Below are 24,360 nucleotides of genomic sequence, written 5' to 3'. Positions count from 1 at the left end.
CTATCCCGAAAGGCACGTGGTCACCGCTCATGAGCACGATCAAGGACGTCGAGTGCCGGATGGTCTTCCTCGAACCGGAGGTCCTGCGCACCGACGCCCTGCAGACCTTCGTCCGCCAGGAGACGATCCTCGTCTCCGTCACCACGGACGACGGCCTGACGGGCACCGGCTACACGTACACCATCGGCACGGGCGGCAGTTCGGTGCTCGCCCTGCTCCGCGACCACCTGACCGGCCTGCTCCTCGGGGCCGACGCCCGCAACGTCGAGGCGCTGTGGCAGCGGCTGCTCTCGGTCACCCGGGCCACCTCGGTCGGCGCGATCACCTCACTCGCCCTGGCCGCCGTGGACACCGCCCTGTGGGACCTGCGCTGCCTGCGTGCCGGCGAACCCCTGTGGCGGCTCGCCGGCGGCGCGCACGAGCGGCTGCCCCTGTACGACACCGAGGGCGGCTGGCTCCACCTGACCCCGGACGAACTGGCGAACGCCGCCCGGCAGGCCAAGGAGCGCGGCCTGCGCGGCGCCAAGGTCAAGGTCGGCAAGCCCACTGCGGGCGAGGACGCCGAGCGCCTGGCCGCGGTCCGCGCGGCGGTCGGGCCCGACTGGGTGCTCATGGTCGACGCCAACCAGTCGATGACCGGCGCCGAGGCCATCCGCCGGGCCCACGCGTACGAGCCGTACGACATCGCCTGGTTCGAGGAGCCCCTCCCCGCCGACGACCTCGCTGGCCACGTCCGGCTCGCGGCCTCGACCTCGATCCCCGTCGCGGTCGGCGAGTCCATCTACGGCGTCGGCCGCTTCGCCGAGTACCTCGCCGCGGGGGCCGCGGGCATCGTCCAGGTCGACGTGGCCCGCATCGGCGGCATCACCCCGTGGCTCAAGACCGCCCACACCGCCGAGGCCTTCAACGTCCAGGTCGCCCCGCACTTCCTCATGGAACTGCACGCCAGCCTCGCCTGCGCCGTGCCCGCGGGCATGTACGTCGAGCACATCCCGCAGCTCGACGCGATCACGCGCACGCCGCTGACCATCGAGGACGGCTGCGTGGTGCCCCCCGAGTCCCCCGGCATCGGCATCGACTGGGACGAGGACGCGATCGACGACCTGCGGGTGGCCTGAACGTCCGATCGGTTCCGTCACGTCCGTTCCGTCTGCGCACCGCCGCCGTGGCCTCACACCGTAAGAGGCCCTCGGCCCCCGAGGTCCGGCGCCGCGGTCGCGGGGAGGACGGCGCCCGGATAATTCAGGGGCCGTTCGCGAGTCCTTCGGGCAGCATGTGCCCCCGTGGACCATGTGCTGCACGGCCTGGCCGTCAACCCGTCCCTGCCATCCGGGCTGGTCGACCGGCTGATCGCCGGTGCGGACGACGACCTCGCGGAGGCCCTTGCCTGCCGCTCCGGCCTGAGCCGCGCTCAGGTGCGCGCACTGGCCGCGCGGTTCGAGGGAGCCGCGATCCGGCTCGCCTACGAAGGCAGTCTGACCGCCGACGACATCGACCCGGCAGCGCAGCCATGCGCGGCCCTCGCCCTGCTGGACGAAGGCACGGGCCGTCCGGAATGGGCGCGCACGCTGGCCGCCGACCCCAGGTCGGAGTACCGGGAGAAGCTGGCCGCCTGCCAGGATCTCCCGACGGACGTCGTGGCGGCGCTCGCCGGCGACCCGGACGTCCAGGTCGTCGCCGAACTCGCGCTGTGGACGACGGCACCGGAGGTCGCCGCCCGGCTCGCGGCGCATCCGCACGCCGACGTCCGCTGTTCGGTGGCGGCCAATGAGGCGACACCACCGGGCGTGCTGGAGGCTCTGCTCACCGGCGCGGGGCTGCCCCCGGCCCGTTCCTGCCGGGTCTGCGACCGCGAGCCGCACTGTGCGACGTCCGGCTGCGAACTGCCGCCGGGCGCCCTCTGCGACGGCTCCCACGAGTCCACGCTGCGCACGATCCAGCAGATGGCCCTGCGCAACCCGGCGACGCCGCCCGCGGCGGCCGCGCGCTTCACCGGCCACCCCTCTGTGCTGGTGCGCCAGGAACTGGCCGCCCGCACGGACCTGCCGCACGAGGTGTACGCGCGTCTGGCCGAGGACCCCGTGCTCCGGGTACGGGAGGAGCTCGCGGACAATTCCGGGATCGATGAGGCGTTGATGCGCTCGCTGGCCGACGATCCCGACGACGACGTCCGGCACCGGCTCGCGCACCATCCCCGTCTGCCGCTCGACATCCTCGGCCGCCTCACCCACGCCATCCGGATCAGGTCGACGCTGCTGCCGCGCATCGCCTCGGCCTCCCCGGCCGAGGTGGACGAGATGGCGGCGTCCCCGAACCCGGTCGTCCGGATGCTCGTGGCGGAACGGCGCGACCTGCCCGACGCCGTGCGAGACACCCTGGCAGGCGACGCCGACGCCAAAGTGGTCAAGTCCGTCGCGCCGCACCCGGGTCTCTCGGAGGACCGGCTGCGGGCGATGGTCGGACGCCACGGCGTGCCCGTGATTGCCAAGGTGGCGACGAATCCCGGCGCGACACCGGCCCTGTTGGAGGAACTGGCCCAGCACCTGCCACCGGTCCGCAAGGCGCTGCGCGCCATCGCCCGGCACCCCGCCGCCCCGCCCGCGGCGCTGCTGGCCTGCCTGCCCGACCGGCAGGCAAGACCGGTCGCCGCCGGCCATCCCGGCCTGCCGCCCTCCGTGATCATCGAACTGGTCGGCGACGACGACCGGCAGGTGGCGCAGGAAGCGGCAGCCAACCCGTCCCTGCCGCCGGACGCCATGGCGGACCTGGTGCCGTGAGCCCGGCAGGGCACTGCCCCGCGGCGCTACACCGTGCCGAGGAAACCCGGGTCGGCCGGGCCCATCTGGCGGGCGAAGTCAGCGGCCACGCCGAGGACCTGGCGCATCGGTACGGGGCGGCGGCTGGTCGCGGCGAGATCCGCGCGTGCCTCCTTCGACCAGAGGAACGGATACACGCTGATCCCCTGCGCGTAGGACAGGCCCGCGGCCTCGTCGCGCCAGCCGGGCCATCGCAGTTGCTCGTAGAAGGGGTGGAGGCCGCCGGACAGCATCCAGGAGATCCATCCGGAATGGCCGATGTCCATCGCCTCCCACTCCAGCGTGTCGGGGGCGAAGTAGCTCATTTGGCCCGGGGCGCCGGGGCGTCCGTGGCCCGCGGGGTCGTGGCCGTTCAGCGCGAACACGCCACCCAGCACGTCATGGCCGACGACCAGGCCCGCCGCGGGATGCCACGCCGGGTCGAAGGCGGCGGGGAAACCGTTGACCTGCCCGATGCTCGGCAGACCGTCGCCCGCCGGCCCCGTGCCTCCACCGAAGACCCGCAGCCACCCCCCGTCCAGGATCAGGCCCCCGGTGTTGAGCGTCAGCCCGCCGAGCGTCGAGCGCGCGGTGACCTGCATCTGCAGCAGGCAGCGGCGGGCTTCGGTGTCGTCGCCGGGAAGCACCGCGGGCGGCTCGGTGGCGGCGGCGAGGATCTCCCGCAGTTCCGGCCACGCCGGATCGTCCACATCGATCAGCTCGTCGAGATCACGCACTCGAGGATGATCGCAGTGCCTCCCCGCGTCTCCGGACCCGGGGGCCGTTCACCGTGCGCCGTTCCTGTCGTCGAGCCACCGCTCGAAGTCGACGGCGACGATGCGCTCGTCGTGCACGCCGTCCGCGGCGTCGGAGGCCAGCCAGACGATGGACGGGCCCATGACGGCGGGTTCCAGGATCGGCATGCTGCCGGGCACGGCGTCCGGGGGCAACATGCCCGTCGCGGTCGCGCCGCCCGGCAGGAGGAGGTTGACGGTGACACCCGTGCCGCGCAGGTCGGCGGCCATGATCCGGGACAGCGCCTCGCTGCCTGCCCGCGAGGGCCCGTAGGGGACGAAGCCGGTCCGGTGCATCGTCGACCGGTTCACCGCGATGTTGACGATGCGTCCGCCGCCCGCGGCCAGCATCCGTGGCGTCACCTCGCGGGCCACCAGGAAGTAGCCGGTGAGATTGGTCTCGATCACGGCGCGGAAGCCGTCGGCCGGTACGTCCCAGAAGCCCTGGGGCTCCGTCATGAAGCGCGGATTGACCGTGCGCATGCCGATTCCGGCGTTGTTCACGAGCATGTCGATGCCGCCGAGCCGGGACCACACCTGGTCGACCGCCCGGGCCACGGAGCCCTCGTCGCGTACGTCCATCTCGACCCCGACCGCGCCCGGCAGCTGCCCGGCGACCTCGTCGGCACGCGTGCCGGAGCGACCGGTCAGCGCGACCGTCGCTCCGGCCGCGGCCAGGGCGGAGGCCATGGCCAGCCCCAGTCCGCTCGTCCCGCCGGTCACCAGCACCCTCACCGGGCGGTCTCGCCGCTCCTCGCTCATGACACAGACGTTACGGATTGGAGCGCGCTCGAAGTCAAGGCGCGTCGCAGCGGCGGAAGAAAGCCTCCGGCGTCGATCGTTGCACCAGGAACGGATGTAATGGACTGCGAAGATCGAGGTCACACCATGGCAACACTCGGACTCATCGGCAGCGGCAACATCGGAAGCACACTGGCACGGCTCGCGGCGGATGCCGGGCTGGACGTCGTCCTCAGCAATTCCCGGGGGCCGGAGACGCTCGCGGACCTGGTGTCCGAGATCGGTCCGCGAGCGCGCGCGGCGACCCCGGAGGAGGCAGCGGCGGCAGGCGACTGGGTCGTCGTCACCATCCCGCTCAAGGCCGTCGACCAGGTCCCGGTGAAGCCGCTGGCCGGGAAGACGGTCATCGACACCGGCAACTACTACCCGCAGCGGGACGGCAACATCGCCGTGCTGGACGACGGCAGCAGCACCGACAGCCAACTGCTCCAGAACCACCTCCCCGAATCCCACGTGGTCAAGGCTTTCAACAACATCTTCTTCCGCCACCTGGCCGTGCTCGGCCGGCCGAAGGGCGCGCCGGACCGCACCACGCTGGCCGTCGCGGGTGACGACCCGGCCGCCGTCGCGCACGCCGCCGAGCTTCTCGACCTGCTCGGTTACGACGCCCTCGCCTACGGCACCCTCGCCGACAGCTGGCGCCAGCAGCCGGACACCCCGGTCTACGGTCCGCCGTACGCGGGCGGCTCCGCCGACTTCGCGAACGCGCAGGCCACCCCCGCCTCCGCCGACACGATCCGCGCGCTGATCGACGCGGCCACCCGCTGACCTGATCGCGTTGCGACGCGGCTGCGCGGCGGACCACCGTCCGCCGCGCACCGCGCCGCACCGCGCCAACGCGCTTCGGTTCATTCGTGGTTCACGTTGCCGCCACCGTCCCGCAGGAGCGCGGCTTTACCTTTCCATGGGATTTCCATTGCTCGGACAAGACCATGGAGGCACCGTGCGGCCGCACAGACTTCTTCCCCTGCTCACCCGGCACGCGGCGGGCAGATCGGCCCTGACCTGCCAGTACAAGTGCGGCAACGCGTGCGCACACGAGGCTCCCAACACCAGCGACAACCCCTACCTCGGCGACGTCGTGGCCGACGCGCTCTCGCGGCGCACGATGCTGCGCACGGGGGCCGTGGTCACGCTGGCGGCCACCGCGGGCGGCCTGGTCGTGGCGAACGGCGGCGATGTGGCCGCTGCCGTGCCCGAGGCACTGCGCGGCGGCACGCACGGCGGCGGCGTCGACCGCGAGGCGGCCAAGGGCCTGCGCTTCGTACCCGTCAAGCCGAACACCACCGACGCCGTGGTCGTCCCCGAGGGCTATGCGCAGAGCGTGGTCATCCGCTGGGGCGACCCGATCCTGCGCGGCGCCCCCGCGTTCGACCCGGCGCGCCAGACCGCCGCGGCGCAGGCGGGGCAGTTCGGCTACAACAACGACTTCCTGCACCTGTTCGAGCTGCCCGGCGAGCGGCACCGCCACGTCCTCGTCGCCAACCACGAGTACACCGACGAGATCCTGATGTTCGCCGGCTACGACGCGGCCAACCCGACCCGGCAGCAGGTCGAGATCGCCTGGGCCGCGCACGGCCTGAGCGTGGTGGTCGTCGAGGAGGACCGGCACTCCGGTCGTCTGTACCCGGTCAGCCGTCACGAGCTGAACCGGCGAGTCCACACCACGACCGCGTTCCGGCTGACGGGCCCCGCCGCCGGCGCCCCGCTGCTGCGGACCAAGGCGGACCCCACCGGTACGAAGGTGCTCGGCACGCTCAACAACTGCGCCGGCGGCACGACCCCGTGGGGCACCGTGCTGTCCGGGGAGGAGAACTTCAACCAGTACTTCGCCAACGCGGCCTCCGTCACCGACCCCGTCACCGCGGCCCGGCTGCAGCGCTACGGCGTCGCCGGCACGGCCAGCGAGCGCAAGTGGGAGCGGTACGACGACCGGTTCGACCTGGCCAAGGAGCCCAACGAGATCAACCGCTTCGGCTGGGTCGTGGAGCTGGACCCCTTCGACCCGCACTCCACCCCGCGCAAGCACACCGCGCTCGGCCGCCTCAAGCACGAGGCCGCCCAGCCCCGCCTGACCGAGGACGGCCGCCCGGTCGTCTACATGGGCGACGACGAACGCTTCGACTACATGTACAAGTTCGTCGCCGACAAGGCGATGCGGCACGGCTCCGGCAGGGCCGTGCGTGAGTACAACATGTCGCTGCTGGACGAGGGCACGCTGTACGTCGCCAAGCTCACCGGCGACAGCCCGGCCGCGGAGTTCGACGGCACCGGCGCGCTGCCCGGCGACGGGGCGTTCGACGGCTCCGGCCAGTGGATCAAGCTGGCGAGCGGCACCACCTCGTTCGTCGAGGGCATGACGGCCGAGGAGGTGTACCTGTTCACGCGGATCGCCGCGGACAAGGCGGGCGCCACGAAGATGGACCGCCCCGAGGACGTGGAGCCCAGTCCGCGCACCGGCCGCGTCTACGTCGCCCTGACCAACAACACCAACCGCGGCAAGGCCGGTTCGGCCGGTCCCGACGAGGCCAACCCGCGGAGCAACAACAAGCACGGGCACGTGCTGGAGCTGGCGGAGTTCTTCGACGACCCGGCGGCCGACCGCTTCGCCTGGCGGCTCTTCCTCGTCGCCGGCGACCCCTCCGACCCCTCCACGTACTTCGCGGGCTTCCCGAAGGACCAGGTCAGCCCGATCTCCTGCCCCGACAACGTGGCCTTCGACCCGCACGGCAACCTGTGGATCTCCACCGACGGAGCACCCGGCACCCTCGGCACCCACGACGCCCTGTACGGCGTCGCCGTGAAGGGTGAAAAGCGCGGCCAGGTACGGCAGTTCCTGAGTGTGCCCAAGGGTGCCGAGACCTGCGGCCCGATCATCCAGGACAAGCGGGTCCTCGTCGCCGTGCAGCACCCGGGCGAGACGGACGGTTCCACGTACCAGAACCCCTCCTCGCGCTGGCCGGACGGCGGCAAGGGGATCCCCCGCCCGTCCGTGGTCGTGGCGTGGCGCAAGGACGGGCACGACATCGGCACCTGACAGCCGGTGCGGCCGGTGCGGCCGGTGCGGCCGGGACCCCGCCCGCGGAAAGTCGCGGGCGGGGCCCCGGCCGGGTGCCGGTGCTCGGTGCTCGGTGCTGCTGCGAGGGTCAGCTGTTGGCGTTCAGGACGGGGTAGTAGCCGCTCGAGTGGCCGGTGGCGGTGGGGTGGTAGGACTCCCAGCTCGGCGAGATGACGAGGGAGTGCAGGTAGTCGTCGCCGGAGCAGAGCTCGTGGTTGTTGAAGGTGCCGCGGACGTCGCCGAAGACGAAGCCGTGGGCGGCCGCACGAGCGGCGATGACGCCGTCGAGGACGTCGGCGGCCTCGTCGATCTTCCGGTGCTTGGTGTCGGAGAGGCCGACGCAGAAGACGTTGAGGGTGTAGACGCGCGGGTAGCCGAGGACGACGACCTTCGCGTTGGGGGCCTTGGCACGGATCGCGTTGTAGGTGGCGTCCAGACGGGCCGGAAGGGTGTTACGCGCGTAGTTCTCCGCCGTGTTGACCCGGTTGACGCAGGTGCTGTCGGAGCCGGTCACACAGGTGGTCATGACGTCCGAGAAACCGGCGTCGTTGCCGCCGATCGTGAGGGAGACCAGGGTGGTGGAGGCATTCAGCGGGCCGAGCTGACTGTTGGTCACGTCCGTGGTCACCGCGCCGGAGCAGGAGGTGTCGGCGAACGAGGACGGGGCGTGGGCGTTCTTCCACAGGTACGGGTACGCGCTGAAACTCCGGTGGCAACTGCCGCTCGCACTGTCGTAGTTGCCCGCGCCGTTGCCCGCGGAGTACGAGTCTCCGAGCGCGACGTAGGCAGTCCCGGCGGCGTGTGCCGGACTCGACAGGAGCAGGCCGAACACCATGGCCATGATCAGGGTAGCCAGGGCCGACAACGACTTCGTGGGTCTCACGGAACCTCCCTGAGCGGTGAACTGACTACCACTTAGTAGCGCCAGTTCCGGCAGCTTGGGAAGTGTCCATGACAATAATTCTTCCCGCGTAGATATTTGTTTGCCGGACGCGGAGTCGGCGTTGGCCTCTGTGTCACGCTCCGGATCGACGGCATCGCGAGGCGGCGGCGGAGCGCACCGCGAGGACCGGGGCACACGGTGGGGCCGGCAGATCCGGACCCCGAACTGAGGACGTGTCAGTAACGCACACGGTGTGCCGCCCGACAGGGCGGCGAGCGGCGGAACACGGCGCCGGCGTCGCGGTCGCCGCGTACCCGGGGGCGAGCCGACTCCGCGACCAGGGATATCGCCGGCATCCGGCATATCCGGCACCTCGTGAACGCTGAACCTGAGACCACCCGGTTTCCGGCGTTCAGGACGGTGCGGCGGACGGCGACGGGGCGGCGGGCTGTGACTCCGTGGGTCATGGTGTGTGCACGCGACACATCACGACGCGACGAGTGACCTGGATCATAGAGGCGGGTTCGAACTTTTCCCCCGGCCGTACCGTCCTGCTTGTGTCCGTCGCGCGGCCCCGCCCCACCCGGATCGTCCGACAGTCCCTACACGTCACAGCCCCGAGAGAGCCGGTTGCCCCATGAACACCCCGGTCCCCCCGTCCGTCGCCGAGCAGTCCGAGGCCGAGGCGCTGTTCCGGTTCGAGACCGGCGCCCCCGAGTCCGTCCGGACCGCCCTGGGCATGAACGCCACGCGGATCGGCGGCGCAGTCGTGCTGTCGATGCGCAACGACCCCACCCGCTTCTGGAGCAAGGCCCTGGGATTGGGCGTCACCGGCGCCGTCACCGCCGAGCTGATCAGGGAGGTGTGCGACTTCTACCGCGCGGAACGGACCCCGCAGGCGGTCCTCCAGATCGCCCCCGCCTTCCTCCCCGAGGACTGGGACGCCATCTGCGAGAGCGAGGGCATCACCGCCGGCTCGTCCTGGGCGAAGCTCGTCGGCACGACGGAAGACCTCGTCGCCCGCGCCGACGCGCTGGACGTGCCGCCCGACGGCATCACCGTCGCCCCGCTGGAGGCCCGCCACGCCGCGGAGTGGGGCTCGGTCATGATGCGCGCGTTCGGCATGCCGGAGGAGCACTACGGCGAACTGAGCGCGTCCACGGCCACGCAGCCGGGGTGGCACCCGTTCGCCGCCTGGCTGGACGGGGAGATCGTCGGCACCGGCACGTTGCACGTCCACGGCGACACGGCCCAGATGTTCGCCGGCGCGGTCCTCCCCCACGCCCGTAACCGCGGCGGCCAGACCGCCCTCCTGGCCGCCCGCGTCCGGGCCGCGCGGGACCTCGGCTGCCGCTTCCTCGTCGCCGAGACCGGCACGGAGACCCCCGGCACCCGCAACCCCTCCCTGCACAACATGTTCCGGCTGGGCTTCCAGGTCGCCTACGAGCGCCGCAACTGGACCTGGCAGCCCTCGCCCGACGCGGCCTGATCCGGACTTCCGGCCCCGCGCCCGCCTCCGGCGCAGGCCGCGGGGGGGCCGGTCGCCGCCGAGCATCGTCACCGTGTCACCGGCGCGGACGGGCACCGGCGCCCCGACGGTGAGCCGGGCGCCCTGGCAGACCAGGCTGTGACTGCGGGTCCGGGCGGACGGCGAACCGCAGGTCCTCACCGAGCTGCGCCGTGAGCGACCAGTACGTCGTGTCGTGGATCGCCGCACCGGCGGCCGACCGAAGTCGCCGCCGCGGGCGGTCGCGGCGGGCCACGGGCCCGGCCGCCGCTCCCCCGCCCTCCTCGCAGCGGGCCCGGCGGCCTCCGCGGCACCGGCCGCCTCGGCTCCCGGTACCCGGCGTCGTGGACACACGACCATGGCAGGTGTTCCCCTCACCCGCCCTCGCGAGGTAGGAAGGGAGCCATGACCTTGCCCTTCAGTACGCTGACGCACCTGGAGTGCGCCCGGTGCGGCCGCCGCCACGACGCCGACCGGATACAGAACCTCTGCGCCTGCGGTTCACCGCTGCTGGCCCGCTACGACCTGGAGCGGCTGCGCTCCTCGCTCACCCCCGCGGACCTGGCGGGGCGCCCGCCGACGCTGTGGCGCTACCACGAGCTGCTGCCCGTCCGCGACCCGGAAAACGTTGTCACCCTGGGCGAGGGCATGACCCCGATGGTGCCGCTGCCGCGCTACGGCGAGGCCATCGGCGTCCCGGGCCTGGTGATGAAGGACGAGGGACTGGTGCCCACGGGCAGCTTCAAGGCCCGCGGCGCGGCGGTCGGCGTGGCCAGGGCCCGCGAGCTGGGGGCGCGCGGTGTGGCCATGCCCACCAACGGCAACGCCGGTGCGGCGTGGGCGACCTACGCCGCGCGCGCCGGCCTCGAGGCCCTGATCGCCATGCCCGTGGACGCGCCCAGCATCACCCGGGCCGAATGCGCGGCCGCCGGCGCCGACCTGTACCTGGTGAACGGGCTGATCGGGGACGCGGGCCGGCTCGTCGCGGAGCGGATCAAGGCCGACCCCGGCACCTGGATGGACGCGGCCACGCTCAAGGAGCCGTACCGCATCGAGGGCAAGAAGACGATGGGCCTGGAGATCGTCGAACAGCTCGGCTGGCGCGCCCCCGACGTCATCGTCTACCCCACCGGCGGCGGCGTCGGCCTCATCGGCATCCACAAGGCCCTGCTCGAACTGCGCGAGCTGGGCTGGCTCCAGGGCCCCTTGCCCCGCCTGGTCAGCGTCCAGTCCACCGGCTGCGCCCCCATCGTGCGCGCCTTCGAGCAGGGTGAACGGACCAGCGAGCCCTGGCAGGACGCGCGCACGGTGGCGTTCGGCATCACCGTCCCCAAGGCGCTGGGCGACTTCATGGTGCTGGACGCCCTCTACGAGACCAAGGGCCACGCCGTCGCCGTGACCGACGAGGAACTGCTCGCCGACCGTGACGCGTGTGCCGCCGCGGACGGCGCCCTGTTCTGCCCCGAGGGAGCGGCGACCCTGTCGGCGGTGCGCGTCCTGCGCGAACAGGGCTGGCTGTCCGGCGAGGAGGAGGTCGTGGTGCTCAACACCGGCGCGGCGGCCAAGTATCCGGAGACCTTCAGGACCGATCCGCCGGTCCTGGAGCTCACCGACCGTATCCCGTAGAACCCGGCGGCGGCCGAGGCGTCGGGCCTACGGGCGGGGCAGCAGCGACAGGGCGGTGTCGGCGATGGCGTGAAGGGACTCCGGGCTGCTGCCGCCCTTGCCGAGGGCCTCGATACCGCGGACGACGGCGAGCAGGAGGGCGGCGAGGCGGGCGGGGTCGGCATCGGGGTCGATGTCGCCCGCCCGCTGGGCGGCCGCGACGCAGGAGGTGAAGAGCCCCTCCAGAGCGGCGAAGGTGCGTCGGGCGATCGCCTCGACCTGCGGGTCGCGGCCGGAGAGTTCGGCCGCGCCGTTGGCGAGCAGGCAGCCGCGCAGGGACACATCCGAGGCGGTCGCCGCGGCGATCTCCCGCACCTGGCCGCTCAGCCGCTCCAGGGCTCCCCTGTCCGGGCCTTCGAGCCGGCCGCCGACGGCCTTGACGAGCCCGTCGCAGTAGTCGCCGAAGGCGCGCAGGAACAGCTGGTGCTTGTCGCCGAAGGCACCGTAGAGGCTGCCCTTGCCGAGCCCGGTGTCGCGGAGGATGTCGTCGATGCTGGTCCCCGCGTAGCCGGTCGACCAGAACCGGTCCCTGACGGCGCGCAGTACCTGGTCCTCGTCGAAGCTTCGGGGTCGTGCCATGGCGTCACCGTACCAATTCTTGACGCCTTGGTCCATAACCGGATAGGTTCTGGACCAGGTCGTCAAGAACCTGTCCCGCCCGGGACGCGTTCCGTGACGCGACCGCTCCCCCCACGGCCGGACCACGGCGGACTCCCCCTCGCGCGTTCCGGCCTCCCCCGAAAGGACCTCCCGCCATGCCTCCCATGGACGGAAAGACCGCCCTCGTCACCGGAGCCTCCAGCGGCATCGGACGCGCGATCGCCCAGCGCCTCGCCGACGACGGCGCCCGCGTCTACCTCACCGGCCGGCGCGAGGACGAACTCAGGAAGGCGGCCGCGGAGATCGGCCCCGCCGCGGTCGCCGTGCCCTGCGACGTGTCCCGGGCCGCCGACCTCGACCGCGTCGTCGACGTCATCCGCGCCGACGGACGACGCCTGGACGCCGTGATCGCCAACGCCGGCCTCGGCGTCGTGGGCAGCCTGGCGGAGGCCACGCAGGAGGACTACGACCTGGTCTTCGGCGTCAACGTCCACGGCACCCTGCTGACCGTCCAGAAGGCGCTGCCGCTGCTGGCCGAGGGCGCGTCGGTCGTCCTGCTCGGCTCGACGACCGGCGTCCAGGGCGTCCCCGGCATGGGCCTGTACGCCGCGTCCAAGGCGGCGATCCGCAATCTGGGCCGCACCTGGGCGGCCGAACTGGCGCCGCGGGGCGTTCGGGTGAACGTCCTCACCCCGGGCCCGACGGCCACGCCCGGCATCGAGGGCCTGGCCGGGCTCAACGGCATGACCACCGAGGCCTTCCACGCGGCGCTCGCGGACCAGACGCCGCTGGGGCGCGTCGGACGGCCCGAGGAGGTCGCGGCGGTGGCCGCCTTCCTGGCCGGGCCGCAGAGCTCGTTCGTCACCGGCGCCGAGTACTTCGCCGACGGCGGCCAGGTCCAGGTCTGAGCGGCGGACCGGCCCCTGCCGGTCCGCCGCCGCGGACTACGGCTTCCGGGCCAGCCCGGCGGAGATCAGGTGCTCCCAGACGGTCAGTTCCCGCTCGGCCTGGCCGATCTGCGAGGCGTCGGCCGCCTCGGGCCGCCACAGGGCCGCGGGAACGACCCCGGGCTCCAGGATCTCCAGCCCCTCCAGCAGGCCCTCGATCTCCTTGTCGGTACGCCACCGGCCGCGGCCGAAGGTCTGCTGCAGGACCCGCTCGGCCTCCACGGTCTGCGGGTTGTTGCCCGACCGGAAGTGGCTGACGAAGAAGTAGCTCCCCGACGGCACCTGGTCGCGCCAGTAGCCGACGATGCCCGCCGGGTCCTCGTCGTCGTTCACGTGGTGCAGGATCGCGCTGAAGATGACGGCGACGGGGCGGCTGAAATCGATCAGTTCCAGGGTGTCCGCGTGCTCGCGGATGCCCTCGGGCTGCCGCACGTCCGCCTGGATCACCCGGGTGTCGTCGTTGTCCTCCAGCAGCGCCCGGCCGTGGGCGAGCACGATCGGGTCGCTGTCGACGTACACCACCCGGGAACCCGGCGCGTGCCGCTGCGCGACCTGGTGGACGTTGTCCGCCGTCGGCAGACCGCTGCCCAGGTCGAGGAACTGCCGCACACCGGTGGTCGTCGCGATCTCCCGCACCGCGCGGATCAGCGCGGCGCGATTGGCGAAGGCGATCGCCACGGAGCCGGGCATGTCCCGCTTGAAGACGTCGCCGATCTCCCGGTCGACGGCGTAGTTGTCCTTGCCGTCGAGCAGGTAGTCGTACACGCGCGCGATGCTGGGTTTCGTCTGATCGACCCAGGAGTCCTGATCCGTCATGCCGGCCATCCTTCTCCACGCCGCCGCCGCTCAACCACCCTCGGGCGCAAGGATAGTGTGCGGATCCGACGGCGTGTCGATCTTCAGCCGAGGCGGTCGATCAGGCCCGCCAGCAACCGGGCGGAGTTGCGGGGTGGTTCGGCCTCCGCCGCCAGCCGGTCCATGACCGTCAGGTAGTGCTCCACGTCCTCCTGCTTGTCCAGGTACAGGGCGCTGGTCAGCTGTTCCAGGTAGACGATGTCGGGCAGCGCGGGTTCGGAGAAGCGCAGGATGGTGACCGGCCCGCCCGCCGCCGCCAGGCCGCCGACGTCGAACGGCGCGATCTGCAGCGTCACATGGGGCAGTGTGGCCGCCTCGATCAGATACTCCAGCTGACCGCGCATCACCTCGACCCCGCCCAGCGGCCGGCGCAGACAGGCCTCGTCCAGCACGACCCACAGGCGGGGTGCACCCGGCCTGTCCAGCAGTTTCTGACGGGTCATCCGCATGTCGACCCGGCGCCCGACCTCGCTCTCCGTGGCCCGGGGATGGCCGAGCCGGGTGACCGCCCTGGCGTAGGCCTCGGTCTGCAACAGGCCGGGCACGAACTGCACTTCGTAGGTCCTGATGGTGTGCGCGGCCTCCTCGAGACCGATGTGCGTCTCGAACCAGCCCGGCAGGACGTCGGCGTACTGGTGCCACCAGCCGGGGGTGTTGGCCCGGCGGGCGAGGCCGAGCAGTTCACCGCGCTCCTGCTCGTCGCCCACGCCGTACAGGGTGAGCAGATCCGCGACGTCGCGCTCCTTGAAGCCCACCCGGCCCAGCTCCAGGCGGCTGATCTTCGCGTGCGAGGCGCGGATCGCGTCCCCGGCGGCCTCTCGGCTGATCCCCCGGTCCTCCCGCAGCCGGCGCAGTTGCGTCCCCAGCACGATGCGCAGCACGGTCGGGCCGCCCTGGGGCGTGTCCGTCCAGGAACGGGCCGCGGACTCGCCGCCCGGCCGCCCAGCAGCGCTCATCTCGACTCCCCTGAACGACTCGTCCGGACCAGTGTTCCACTGCCGGGCCCGCCCTCGCAGGCCCACCGCGGAGAACGGCGGAACGGCGCTCCGCCGCTCAGACCAGCCCGGCGCGGTAGACCAGCAGCGCGATCTGGACCCGGTTGTTCAGGCCGAGCTTGGTCAGGATGTGGGAGACGTGCGACTTGACCGTCGGCAGGCTCATGAAGCACGAGGCGGCGATCTCCGCGTTGGTCCGGCCCTGGGCGACGGCGAGGGCGACCTCCCGCTCGCGGTCCCCCAGCAGCCGCAACAGCCCTTCGGCCCGGTCCCGTTCGGAGCCGTCCGCGACAGCGTCCGGCGCGGTGCCGGTGACGGCGTCGATCAGCTGCTTGACCGCGGCGGGCGACAGAACCGGCTCCCCCGCCATCACCTTGCGCACCGCCGCGACGATCTGCGCCGGGGGCGTGTGCTTGAGGACGTAGCCCGCCGCTCCGGCCCGCAACGCGCCCAGGATGTAACCGTCGGTGGTGAAGGTCGTGAGGATCAGCACCTCGGGAGCCTGCGGCAGGCGCCGCAGCGCGGCGGTGGCGGCGAGCCCGTCCATGCGCGGCATGCGGATGTCCATCAGGACGAGGTCGGGGTGGTGGGCCTCGACCGACGGCAGGACGTCGGCGCCGTCCTCGGCCTCCCCGACCACGTCGATGTCGTCCGCGGCGGACAGCATCAGGCGCAGGCCGGAACGGACGAGCGGGTCGTCGTCGACGATGAGGAGGCGGGTCATCTTGTCCATGGCAGCCAGACGTCGAGTCGGAAGCCGGTCGCGGTATGGCGGTGGCTCATGCGCCCGCCGGCCAGGTGCACACGTTCGTTCATGCCGATGAGGCCCTGCCCGGAGCCGGGCCCGCGCGCGGCGGGCTCCCGCTGGACGGGGTTGGCGACGCCGACGGTCAGCCCGGCGCGCCGGCCCCCGGTCAGGGTGAGGCTCACGGGCGTGCGGGGGGCGTGCTTGCGGTGGTTGGTGAGGGCCTCCTGCAGCACGCGGTAGGCGGTGCGGCTGCTGGCCGGGTCCATCGTGGCCGGGTCCTCCAGTTCCTGGTGCACCTCCACCGTCGCACCGGCCGCGCGCGTCTCCTCGATCAGTCGCGGCAGGTCGCCCAGCGAGGGCTGCGGGGGTTCGGCGTGCGGACTCACCACGGGGGCGCGCAGCACCCGCAGCACGTCCTGGAGGTCCTCCAGCGCCTGGCTCGCACTCTGCCGGATCACGCCCGCGGCCTCGGCGACCTGCGCCGGCGGGGCACCCGGATGGAACTCCAGGGCACCGGCGTGCATGCTCAGCAACGTCAGCCGGTGCGCCAGGACGTCGTGCATCTCCCGGGCGATCTCCTCGCGGGCCTGCTGCCGGGCCCGGTCGGCGCGCAGTCCGGCCTCGCGTTCGGCACGCGACTCCCGCTCCCGCACGCCGCCGACCCACAGGCCCCAGCCCACGGTGCCCCCGACGAACGCCGCCCCCGCCACCGCCGTGGCCGCGGTCAGGGGGCTGAGGACGGCCGTCACGAACGGCCGCGCCAGTACCGGCAGCAGCGCGAAGGCGGTGACCCCCGCGGTGACCCGGCCCGGACGGCGGGCGGCGACGGTGAACAGCGCCACCAGCAACGGGACGTCGGTCGGCCACACGGTGGCCAGGACGACGAGCACCAGAGCCAGGGCGACCGGCCATCGCCTGCGCCAGTACAGCGCCACGCATCCCAGCAGCGGCACGGCCATGCCCCCGGCGTCCACCCCCCAGAAGGGCGGCAGGAGCCAGGACAGCGCGGCGTGCGCCGACAGATGGGGATACAGCGGCAGACCGGCCGCGTCGGCCCGCACCACGAGCACGGTCAGCGCCGCGGCCGTGGCCGCCACGAGCCCGTCCCCGAGACGCGGCCACTCGCGCCACACCTGCCGAAGGTCCATCACGCTCGCCACCGTAAGGGCGCCTCGCCCGCCCGCCAACTCCTGACGACATGCGCGAGGAATTCATGTACGAAAGGATGACAGGCGCCCGGACCTGGTGGTTCTTTCGGCCTCGACACCATCTCCCCATGGCCGAATTCACCGGCACCGCATTTCCGTAACGTGAAGGCCATGAACCTCGAGAAATTCTCCAAGAACCTTTCCCGGACACAAATCGCGGCCATGGTGGCCACGCTCCTGGGAGTCGTCGTCACGGTCTACGCGGCCGAGCGCATCGTCGAGCGGATCTGGGCTCACGCGACCCTGGCCCTGGTTCAGGTGCCCGGACTCGGCGCGGCCGTCGTGCTCGCGGCGGGCCTGGTCCTGCTCCTGGCTGCCGCGGCCCTCATCCGCCGAGGGGTCCGGCGCACATCCGCAGACCTGGGCTCGTGAGTCCGCGGACCGGACGCGGCGTCCGCACCGCCGTCGCCCTGGCCACCGCGGCCGCCGCGGCATCGGTCGCGGCGTGCGGGACACTCCACGGGGTGACCTCCCCGCGCGACGCGCGGGAGGACGCGCAGGCGACGCGGACCCAGGATCCCCAGCGGCCGGTCGACTGCGGCACCGACAAGTGCGTCGCGCTCACCTTCGACGGCGGTCCCAGCAGACCGACCCCGGAACTGCTCGACATCCTGAAGGAGAAACACGTCCACGTCACCTTCTTCGTGCAGGGAAAGGGCCACACGGACACCTATCCGAAAACGGTGCTGCGCATGGCCCGCGAGGGCCACGAGATCGGCAACCACACCTGGTCGCACAAGAACCTCACCGCATTGGACGAGAAGGGGATCACCGGCGAACTCGTCCCCGTGCAGCAGGAGGTGCGGGCGATCACCGGACACGCCCCCACGCTGATGCGTCCCCCGCAGGGCCGTACCGACGACAAGGTGTCCGCGGTCATGAAACGGCTCGGTCTGGCGCAGGTGCTGTGGAGTGTCACCGCGAAGGACTACGCCACCACGGACACCAAGACGATCATCCGCCGCGTCCTGGACCAGACCCACCGCGACGGGGTCATCCTCCTCCACGAGCGGTACAAGGGAACGGTCCCGGCCGTGCCCGCCATCATCGACGCCCTCCGCGAGCGGGGATACACGTTGGTCACCTTCTCCCAGCTGCTCGCCCCGGCCGTCCCGCGGCCCGGAGTGGTCTACCGCCCCTGATCCGTACGTCCCCGGATGCCGGTGCGCCGTTCGCGGCGGCACACCGGCATCCGGGGCCGACGTGCTCGTCAGGCCCGGTCGCCGAGGAGCCGCCGCAGTCGTTCCTCGCTCGCGCTGCCGGGGTCGGCGGTGAAGACGGTCAGGATCTGCGACTGGTCGAGGTCGGCCAGGCTCTCGCCCCGGACCCGGAGGGTGCCGACGTCGGGGTGGTCGATCGTCTTGGGCTCGCAGTACGGTCCGAGCACGGGTCGTTCGCGCCACAGCGCGGCGAACTCGGGGCCGGTGTCGAGCAGCGCGTCCACCAGGGCGGAGACGCGGGGGTCGGCGGCGTCGCGGGTGTGGGCCGCCAGGAGCTGGGCGACGATGGTCCGGCTGTGCCGCGCGTGCTCCTCGGCGGGGAGGGGCAGCCGTGTCGCGGGGTCGGTGAACCAGCGGTACGCGAGGGAGCGCGCGAGGCCCGTGTACCGGGTCTGGTCACCGACGAGCAGCCGGGCCGGCCGGTTCTGCGCCAGGGTCTCGCCGAGGTGGTTGACGATCTGCGCGGGCGTGTCCACCAGGCGGTCCAGGATCCGCCGGATACCGGGGTTGACCCGGTCGGCCTCCGGCTCGCGGCGCGGCGGGGCGTAGCCGGCGAGCCGGAAGAGGTGGTCGCGTTCGTCCGGGGAGAGCCGGAGCCCTTCGGCGATCCCCCCGATGATCCGCTCGGAGGGGCGGGGCCCCCGCTGCTGCTCGATCCGGCTGTAGTAGTCGGTGGACACATGGCTGAGGGACGCGACCTCCTCGCGGCGCAGGCCCTCGGCGCGCCGCCGCCGGGTCCGGGGCAGGCCGACGTCCTCGGGCTGGAGCGCCTCACGGCGGCTGCGCAGGAACCGGGCCAGCTCGTCTCGTCGCACTGGCAACTTCCCTTCGGCGCCCGTCGTCCCCCTCCCGTCACCGCTGCAACCCGTGGCGGGCGCGACGCTATTCCGGGGCCGCCGGGAATTGCGCGGCGGCCCCGGGATGACGCGCCGGGCGGGCGGGGTTGTAGGGAGTGGCATGGAGCACACCCCGGGCGAAGGAGCGGACATGACCGTGCAGGACACCGCATCGACCGTACCGACCGTATCGAGCGAGCCGACCGCGCCTGCCGCCTCGACGGCCTTCGCCGAGGAGTGGGAACGCTGGCACCGCGCCAAGGAGGACACACTCGCCGGGCCGCACGGCTTTCTGGCGATCACCAGCCTGCGCTGGCTCGGCCCGGAGCCCGAGCGCTTCGACGACGCCCCCGGGGCATGGTCGGCCGCGGACGACCGCGTGGTGGTCGACCTGGCCGAGGGCGAGGAGCTGACCGTGGACGGCGCGGCGGTGCGCGGGCGGCACGACTTCGGGGTCATCGGTGAGCGGGACAGCCTGTACGTGGGCCACGGCGACGCGGTGATCGAGGTCGCCAAGCGCGGCGGACACAACATCGTGCGCCCGCGCCACCCCGGCAACTCCCTCCGTACCGCCTTCACCGGAACCCCCGCCTACGCCCCCGACCCCCGCTGGGCCCGCGAGGGACGCTTCGTGCCGTTCGAGACCCCGCGCGCCGTGACCGTGGGCGCCGCGGTCGAGGGCCTGGAGCACGTCTACGACTCGCCCGGCCAGGTGGAGTTCGACCTGGACGGCGCGACGTACCGGCTCACCGTGTTCAACGGCTTCCGGCCCGGCAGCCTGATGGCACTCTTCACGGACGCCACGTCCGGGGTCACCACCTACGCCGCCAACCGCTCGCTCCAGATCGACGCGCCCGGCCCCGACGGCCGCGTCCGCCTCGACTTCAACCGCGCCGCCAACCTGCCCTGCGCCTACACCGACCTCGCCACCTGCCCCCTCCCCCCGGCCGGGAACCGCCTTCCCGTGGCCGTCGAGGCGGGCGAGAAGATCCCCTTCGAACGCGGCGGCCGAGGCTGAACGCCGCCGCCCACAAATCGTTGGACGTGCTTCGGGTCGGTCGGGGACCATCCGCGGGTGGCCGATGAAGTCGATGACCGGGGACCGCTCGCGCGGAGCCCGAAGCATGTCCGTTTTGTGGAGCTGTCCGGCGCGGTGATGTCCCTCCTGCTCGACGGGGACCTGTCCGAAGCCGGCCAGGCGGCGGGGGTCCCGCTGACCGAGTACTTCGTGACCGACCGGGCACGGTGGTTGTGGCGGTACCGGCTGGACCAGATCGCCGCCGATCCCGGCCATGCGCGCTGGATGGCGCGGCTGGCGGTCGTGGGGGACGAGGGGGAGGAGAGCCTGGTCGTCGGACACGCCGGCTTCCACGGACCCCCCGACGAGACCGGCATGGTCGAGATCGGGTACTCCGTCGCTCCCCGCTTCCGTCGCCGGGGATACGCCCGGTCCGCCCTGGCCGAGTTGCTGCGCCGGGCAGCGGCCGACCCGTCCGTCAGGACCGTGCGGGCGACGATCGCACCGGACAACGTGGCCTCCCTGGCCACGATTTCGGGCTTCGGTTTCGTCGAGGTCGGGGAGCAGTGGGACGAGGAGGACGGTCGCGAACTCGTCTTCGAGGTACCGGCCCGGCCGGTCGGCGGGGTCGTGACACCGGCGGGTCCGGAATGATGACGGCCGCGGACGTCCTGTCCGTGCTCGCCGTCCTCCGGCGTGCGGAGGCGGACGTCTGGATCGGCGGCGGCTGGGGCGTGGACGCCCTCGTCGGTGAACAGACGCGTCCGCACCGCGACCTGGACCTGATGCACCGCGCGGAGCAGGAGCCGGCCGTCGTGGCGGCCCTGGCGGCCGCGGGGTTCGCCGAGACCCTGGACTGGCGGCCCGTGCGCTTCGTCATGGCCGAACCCCGCGGGCGGGAGCTCGATCTCCACCCGCTGGTCTTCGCGGCGGACGGCTCCGCGGTCCAGGCCTCCCCCGACCCGGAGCGCCCCTTCCGCTATCCCGCTTCGTGCTTCACCACCGGCACGATCCGGGGAACAACGGTCCCCTGCCTCTCCGCCGAACAGCAGGTCCACTTCCACCAGGGCTACGAGCCGGCCGGCCACGACCTCCACGACATGGCCCAGCTCCGGCGCGTATTCGGCATCACGACCCACTTCTGAGGCCCGGCCACGCCGGTCAGAGAGTGAGCACCGGCCGGACGGAGAACTCTTCGCAGACGCTCTCGCTCTCCGGGCTGTGCACGAACTCGGCCATGCCGGGGTTGCGGTTGGCCGTGGCGAGGGGCAGCCAGGCGAGCAGCGTGCCGTAGCCGCCGCAGACCGACTCGCCACCGTCGCCGCCGTGGACGGCGGTGCGTTCGGTCGTCAGCTCCGCTCGGTACGTGTCGTGGGCGATGCGCAGGCCGAAGGCGCTCAGCCGGTGCTGCGGGCCGGTGCGGTCCCCGTAGGGGATGCGGTCGAGGGGGCAGTCGTCCCCCCAGTGGAACAGCGTGCCCGCGCCGGCCCCGCACGCGTGCTCCCACTCGTCCGGGGTCGGGATGCGCAGCCCGCGAGCGGCGAGGACGGCCGGCATGTCCTCGGGCAACTCGGTCAGGTACTCGTCCTCCACGGCCATCAGCACGGTGTCCAGGGTGACGGTGCGGCGGGGGCTCAACACCTCCGCGAGATGCGCCCGCAGATCCGGGCCGTGACCGAAGCCCTGCTCCAGGCTGTCGGCGTAGTCGGCGGACTGCTCGGGAGTGGGCTGCCAGGAATCGAGGTCGAAGCCCACGGTCACCGTGCCGCCGGGTATCAGGGCGAACTCCTGCGCCTGCCGCTCGATCCGCACGCGGTGCAGCGGAGCGGCGAGATGCTCGACGGCCGCGACGGCCGCGACGCGACCGCCCACCAGATCCGCGGCATCCAGGGCGACGCGTCGTGCGGTCGGCAGGTCGAAGGACCGCCACCGGTCGAAAGAGAGCTCGGCGAGTGACATGACCGCAGTGTCGCAGGCGGGTCCGACATCGGCCGCCGCGGCGGGACTTGGGTCCTCTGGAGGTCGTTGCCCGTCCGCCGGCGATTCAATAGTGTCAAACAGTGTTATGGAGATTCGGTGTGCACTTGCCGGTCTCCGGACACGGGAAGCACTCAACACGCCCTCCAAATCCCCTCAAATCTTCTCAAACCATCCTTACCGCAGTCCACTTGCGCCCGAGGCCGACGCCGCCGACGACAACACTGTCTGCTACTTTTCGCATGGCTCGACAGCGACGTCGGGCGCGGGCGGCGACGCCGGCGGTTGAACGTCGGGCAACGGCACGCGCCGTGAGCGATCCCCACGCCTTCCCGAATGCCTTGTCGCGTCACATCACAGTGTTGGCGGGCGGTTTGCCCCCATCAGTCCAGACTCGGGATACTTCGTATGACAACAGAGACAGCTGTACGTCGACGACACGCCTCACGGCGCCGTCCGGGCGTACTGATCGCCACCGGCCTGCTGGCGGTCGCCGGTGCCGTCGCCATCCCTCTCACCGCCCAGGCAAGCGGCGAGCACGCCCCCGCGGACTCCGCGCGGCAGGGGGACTTCGCCGCCGCGGCGGCGGAGTTCCACGTGCCGGCGCGGGTGTTGCTGGCGGTGGCGTACCAGGAGTCGGCGTGGGACGGGCACGCCGGGCAGCACAGCGCGGGCGGCGGCTACGGCCCGATGCACCTCACCGACGTCACGCCCGCCATGATGGCCGGCGGCGACGCCGGCGCGGCCGGGCGCGCGGACGTGGCGCAGCTCGCCGCGGACCCCGCACTGCACACCCTGCGGGCCGCCGCGAAGCTCACCGGCCTGCCGGAGCGGCAGCTGCGCACGGACGCGGCGGCCAACATCCGCGGCGGGGCCGCGCTGCTCGCCTCCTACCAGAAGGCCACGGCGGGCGGCACCTCCAAGGATCCGGGCGACTGGTACGGGGCGGTGGCCCGTTACAGCCAGTCCTCGCAGCGCCAGGGCGCGCAGGCGTTCGCCGACCGCGTCTTCGCCACGGTGAAGAAGGGCGCCGCCCGCACGACGACCGACGGCCAGCGCGTCGACCTGGCGGCCATGCCGCAGGTCCGGCCCGCCACCGGCCAGTTGGCGAAGCTGGGCCTGAAGGCGGCGGCGACGGCGGACACCGAGTGCCCGGCGACGGTGGACTGCACCTTCGTTCCGGCCGCCCCGTCCAACGGGCAGGTGTCCGACCGGCCCGTCAACGGCATCCGGATCGACTCGATCGTCATCCACGACACCGAGTCCTCCTACGCCTCGGCCATCGCCACCTTCCAGGCCGCCGGCGGCAGCGCCTCGCACTACGTGATGCGGTCCGCGGACGGCGCGGTCACCCAGATGGTGCCGACCAAGGATCTCGCCTTCCATGCGGGCAACTACTCGACCAACATGCACTCCATCGGCATCGAGCACGAGGGGTACGCGGCCCACGGCGCGACCTGGTACACCGAAGCCCAGTACCAGGCCACCGCGGACCTCGTGACGTACCTGGCCGGCCGCTTCGGCATCCCGCTGGACCGGCAGCACATCCTCGGCCATGACAACGTTGTCGGCCCCACGTCCGCGACGGTCTCCGGCATGCACTGGGACCCGGGCCCGTCCTGGGACTGGGAGCACTTCATGGATCTGCTCGGCGCCGGTGTCCACGGGAAGCACGGCGTCGGCGACTGGGGCACCGTGGTGACCATCGCCCCCGGCTTCGCGGACAACCGGCAGACCGTCCAGATCTGCCCCTCCGACGACCCGACCGGCGCCACCACCGCCTGCACCGAGGTCACCCAGCCCTCCGACTTCGTCTACCTGCGCACCGCCCCCAGCGACAGCGCGCCCCTCTTCGGCGACCAGGCGATCCACTCCGGCGCCGCCGGCACCGACCGCATCAACGACTGGGGCAGCACCGCCCAGGCCGGGCAGCAGTTCGTCGTCGCCGGCAAGGACGGTGACTGGACCGCGATCTGGTACAGCGGCTCCAAGGTCTGGTTCCACAACCCCAAGGGCTGCAACACCGTCCCCGCCCGCGGCGTGACCATCGTCAAGAGCGGCCAGACCCCCGCCTCCCCGCCCGTGAAGGTCTACGGCTCCAGCTACCCCGACGCCGCCGAGTACCCCGCGGGCCTGTCCCCCTCCACCCAGGCAGCCCTGAGCATGTACACCATCCCGTCGGGCCAGGCCTACGTCGCCACCGCGGCTCCCGCCCTGACCGACGACTACTTCAAGTCCTCCGGCACCGTCGTCTTCGGCGCCAAGAAGATGTACACCATCCAGTACAACCACCGCACCGCCCTGGTCTACGCCGGCGACGTCACCGCGACGTCCCGCCCGTCACACAACGACCCCGGCTCCGGTCACTGAGATGGCACCAGCCTGGGGGTGGGGGCCGCCGCCCCCGCAGCGGGGGGCGACACCCCCGGGGCAGGAAAAGCGGGGCAAAACAA

At 72.4% G+C, this 24,360-nt stretch carries 23 protein-coding genes; 13 read left to right on the top strand and 10 right to left on the bottom strand.

The features are described from left to right. Nucleotides 1-29: 29 nt before the first annotated feature. Both ACFWVC_RS31385 and ACFWVC_RS31380 read left to right on the top strand, forming a co-directional pair. On the top strand, nucleotides 30-1,118 hold the full coding sequence (locus ACFWVC_RS31385) for a mandelate racemase/muconate lactonizing enzyme family protein (protein ID WP_384295172.1): 1,089 nt from the start codon (nucleotides 30-32) through the stop codon (nucleotides 1,116-1,118). Nucleotides 1,119-1,283: 165 nt separating this feature from the next. Further along, nucleotides 1,284-2,777 carry a hypothetical protein gene (locus ACFWVC_RS31380; protein WP_384295169.1) on the top strand — a complete coding sequence of 498 codons (1,494 nt, stop codon included), beginning with the start codon at nucleotides 1,284-1,286 and terminating at the stop codon, nucleotides 2,775-2,777. Between the two features lie 26 nt (nucleotides 2,778-2,803). On the opposite strand, the gene ACFWVC_RS31375 is transcribed toward ACFWVC_RS31380, so the two are convergent. After that, nucleotides 2,804-3,532, bottom strand: a complete 729-nt coding sequence (locus ACFWVC_RS31375) for a DUF2625 family protein (protein WP_384295164.1) — start codon at nucleotides 3,530-3,532, stop codon at nucleotides 2,804-2,806. Between the two features lie 48 nt (nucleotides 3,533-3,580). Then, nucleotides 3,581-4,351, bottom strand: coding sequence for an SDR family oxidoreductase (locus ACFWVC_RS31370; protein ID WP_384295158.1), 771 nt, complete (start codon nucleotides 4,349-4,351; stop codon nucleotides 3,581-3,583). A 126-nt stretch (nucleotides 4,352-4,477) separates the two neighbouring features. Here ACFWVC_RS31370 and ACFWVC_RS31365 point away from each other — a divergent pair, with 126 nt between their 5' ends. Next, nucleotides 4,478-5,158: an NADPH-dependent F420 reductase gene (locus ACFWVC_RS31365; protein WP_384295151.1), complete on the top strand. Its 681-nt coding sequence runs from the start codon at nucleotides 4,478-4,480 to the stop codon at nucleotides 5,156-5,158. Between the two features lie 175 nt (nucleotides 5,159-5,333). Then, nucleotides 5,334-7,427 carry a PhoX family protein gene (locus ACFWVC_RS31360; protein ID WP_384295146.1) on the top strand — a complete coding sequence of 698 codons (2,094 nt, stop codon included), beginning with the start codon at nucleotides 5,334-5,336 and terminating at the stop codon, nucleotides 7,425-7,427. Between the two features lie 109 nt (nucleotides 7,428-7,536). On the opposite strand, the gene ACFWVC_RS31355 is transcribed toward ACFWVC_RS31360, so the two are convergent. Continuing rightward, nucleotides 7,537-8,289 (bottom strand): SGNH/GDSL hydrolase family protein, encoded by a 753-nt coding sequence (locus tag ACFWVC_RS31355; RefSeq protein WP_384295197.1) that lies wholly within the window; start codon nucleotides 8,287-8,289, stop codon nucleotides 7,537-7,539. A 679-nt stretch (nucleotides 8,290-8,968) separates the two neighbouring features. Here ACFWVC_RS31355 and ACFWVC_RS31350 point away from each other — a divergent pair. After that, complete coding sequence (locus ACFWVC_RS31350; protein WP_384295140.1) at nucleotides 8,969-9,820, top strand: GNAT family N-acetyltransferase; 852 nt, start codon at nucleotides 8,969-8,971, stop codon at nucleotides 9,818-9,820. A gap of 423 nt (nucleotides 9,821-10,243) precedes the next feature. Next, nucleotides 10,244-11,464 (top strand): threonine synthase, encoded by a 1,221-nt coding sequence (locus ACFWVC_RS31345; protein WP_384295137.1) that lies wholly within the window; start codon nucleotides 10,244-10,246, stop codon nucleotides 11,462-11,464. 27 nt (nucleotides 11,465-11,491) lie between these two features. On the opposite strand, the gene ACFWVC_RS31340 is transcribed toward ACFWVC_RS31345, so the two are convergent. Then, nucleotides 11,492-12,082: a TetR/AcrR family transcriptional regulator gene (locus ACFWVC_RS31340; protein ID WP_384295131.1), complete on the bottom strand. Its 591-nt coding sequence runs from the start codon at nucleotides 12,080-12,082 to the stop codon at nucleotides 11,492-11,494. A gap of 176 nt (nucleotides 12,083-12,258) precedes the next feature. On the opposite strand from ACFWVC_RS31340, the gene ACFWVC_RS31335 reads away from it, so the two are divergent. Beyond that, nucleotides 12,259-13,011 carry an SDR family NAD(P)-dependent oxidoreductase gene (locus ACFWVC_RS31335; protein ID WP_384295128.1) on the top strand — a complete coding sequence of 251 codons (753 nt, stop codon included), beginning with the start codon at nucleotides 12,259-12,261 and terminating at the stop codon, nucleotides 13,009-13,011. Nucleotides 13,012-13,047: 36 nt separating this feature from the next. Here the strand turns inward: ACFWVC_RS31335 and ACFWVC_RS31330 are convergent, their stop codons facing one another. The 4 genes from ACFWVC_RS31330 to ACFWVC_RS31315 all read right to left on the bottom strand — a co-directional run bounded on the left by ACFWVC_RS31330 (nucleotide 13,048) and on the right by ACFWVC_RS31315 (nucleotide 16,796). After that, the gene (locus ACFWVC_RS31330; RefSeq protein WP_384295124.1) at nucleotides 13,048-13,875 is read right to left on the bottom strand and encodes an SAM-dependent methyltransferase; all 828 of its coding nucleotides are present in this window, start codon (nucleotides 13,873-13,875) and stop codon (nucleotides 13,048-13,050) included. A 74-nt stretch (nucleotides 13,876-13,949) separates the two neighbouring features. Further along, on the bottom strand, nucleotides 13,950-14,861 hold the full coding sequence (locus tag ACFWVC_RS31325) for a helix-turn-helix domain-containing protein (RefSeq protein ID WP_384295121.1): 912 nt from the start codon (nucleotides 14,859-14,861) through the stop codon (nucleotides 13,950-13,952). Between the two features lie 97 nt (nucleotides 14,862-14,958). Then, a complete protein-coding gene (locus ACFWVC_RS31320) occupies nucleotides 14,959-15,633 on the bottom strand; it encodes a response regulator (protein WP_384295118.1) in 675 nt (224 codons plus the stop codon). Continuing rightward, on the bottom strand, nucleotides 15,621-16,796 hold the full coding sequence (locus ACFWVC_RS31315; RefSeq protein WP_384295194.1) for a sensor histidine kinase: 1,176 nt from the start codon (nucleotides 16,794-16,796) through the stop codon (nucleotides 15,621-15,623). The genes ACFWVC_RS31320 and ACFWVC_RS31315 overlap by 13 nt, the downstream gene beginning before the upstream one ends. Before the next feature lie 171 nt (nucleotides 16,797-16,967). Here ACFWVC_RS31315 and ACFWVC_RS31310 point away from each other — a divergent pair, with 171 nt between their 5' ends. Together ACFWVC_RS31310 and ACFWVC_RS31305 are read left to right on the top strand one after the other, a co-directional pair. Then, entirely contained in the window at nucleotides 16,968-17,228 is a 261-nt protein-coding gene (locus ACFWVC_RS31310) for a hypothetical protein (protein WP_384295115.1), read from the top strand. Continuing rightward, nucleotides 17,225-17,998, top strand: coding sequence for a polysaccharide deacetylase family protein (locus tag ACFWVC_RS31305; protein ID WP_384295110.1), 774 nt, complete (start codon nucleotides 17,225-17,227; stop codon nucleotides 17,996-17,998). The genes ACFWVC_RS31310 and ACFWVC_RS31305 overlap by 4 nt, the downstream gene beginning before the upstream one ends. Before the next feature lie 68 nt (nucleotides 17,999-18,066). Here the strand turns inward: ACFWVC_RS31305 and ACFWVC_RS31300 are convergent, their stop codons facing one another. Beyond that, nucleotides 18,067-18,891: a helix-turn-helix transcriptional regulator gene (locus tag ACFWVC_RS31300; protein WP_384295105.1), complete on the bottom strand. Its 825-nt coding sequence runs from the start codon at nucleotides 18,889-18,891 to the stop codon at nucleotides 18,067-18,069. A 172-nt stretch (nucleotides 18,892-19,063) separates the two neighbouring features. Here ACFWVC_RS31300 and ACFWVC_RS31295 point away from each other — a divergent pair, with 172 nt between their 5' ends. From ACFWVC_RS31295 to ACFWVC_RS31285, 3 genes are read left to right on the top strand one after another with little or no spacing between them, the layout of a single operon-like run. Next, complete coding sequence (locus tag ACFWVC_RS31295; protein ID WP_384295101.1) at nucleotides 19,064-19,930, top strand: DUF1684 domain-containing protein; 867 nt, start codon at nucleotides 19,064-19,066, stop codon at nucleotides 19,928-19,930. Nucleotides 19,931-19,987: 57 nt separating this feature from the next. Next, nucleotides 19,988-20,584, top strand: a complete 597-nt coding sequence (locus ACFWVC_RS31290) for a GNAT family N-acetyltransferase (protein WP_384295095.1) — start codon at nucleotides 19,988-19,990, stop codon at nucleotides 20,582-20,584. Beyond that, nucleotides 20,584-21,075, top strand: a complete 492-nt coding sequence (locus ACFWVC_RS31285) for a nucleotidyltransferase domain-containing protein (RefSeq protein ID WP_384295091.1) — start codon at nucleotides 20,584-20,586, stop codon at nucleotides 21,073-21,075. Before ACFWVC_RS31290 ends, ACFWVC_RS31285 begins: the two co-directional genes overlap by 1 nt. 16 nt (nucleotides 21,076-21,091) lie before the next feature. On the opposite strand, the gene ACFWVC_RS31280 is transcribed toward ACFWVC_RS31285, so the two are convergent. Further along, nucleotides 21,092-21,889, bottom strand: a complete 798-nt coding sequence (locus ACFWVC_RS31280; protein ID WP_384295087.1) for a hypothetical protein — start codon at nucleotides 21,887-21,889, stop codon at nucleotides 21,092-21,094. A gap of 426 nt (nucleotides 21,890-22,315) precedes the next feature. On the opposite strand from ACFWVC_RS31280, the gene ACFWVC_RS31275 reads away from it, so the two are divergent. Beyond that, nucleotides 22,316-24,277 (top strand): N-acetylmuramoyl-L-alanine amidase, encoded by a 1,962-nt coding sequence (locus ACFWVC_RS31275; protein WP_384295085.1) that lies wholly within the window; start codon nucleotides 22,316-22,318, stop codon nucleotides 24,275-24,277. The last annotated feature ends 83 nt before the right edge of the window (nucleotides 24,278-24,360 follow it).

Origin of the sequence: Streptomyces sp. NPDC058691 (genome assembly GCF_042714775.1) — a bacterium.
Taxonomy (GTDB): Bacteria; Actinomycetota; Actinomycetes; order Streptomycetales; family Streptomycetaceae; genus Actinacidiphila.
Note: the sequence above shows the minus strand (reverse complement) of the source record. Positions and strands in the feature narration are given on the sequence as shown.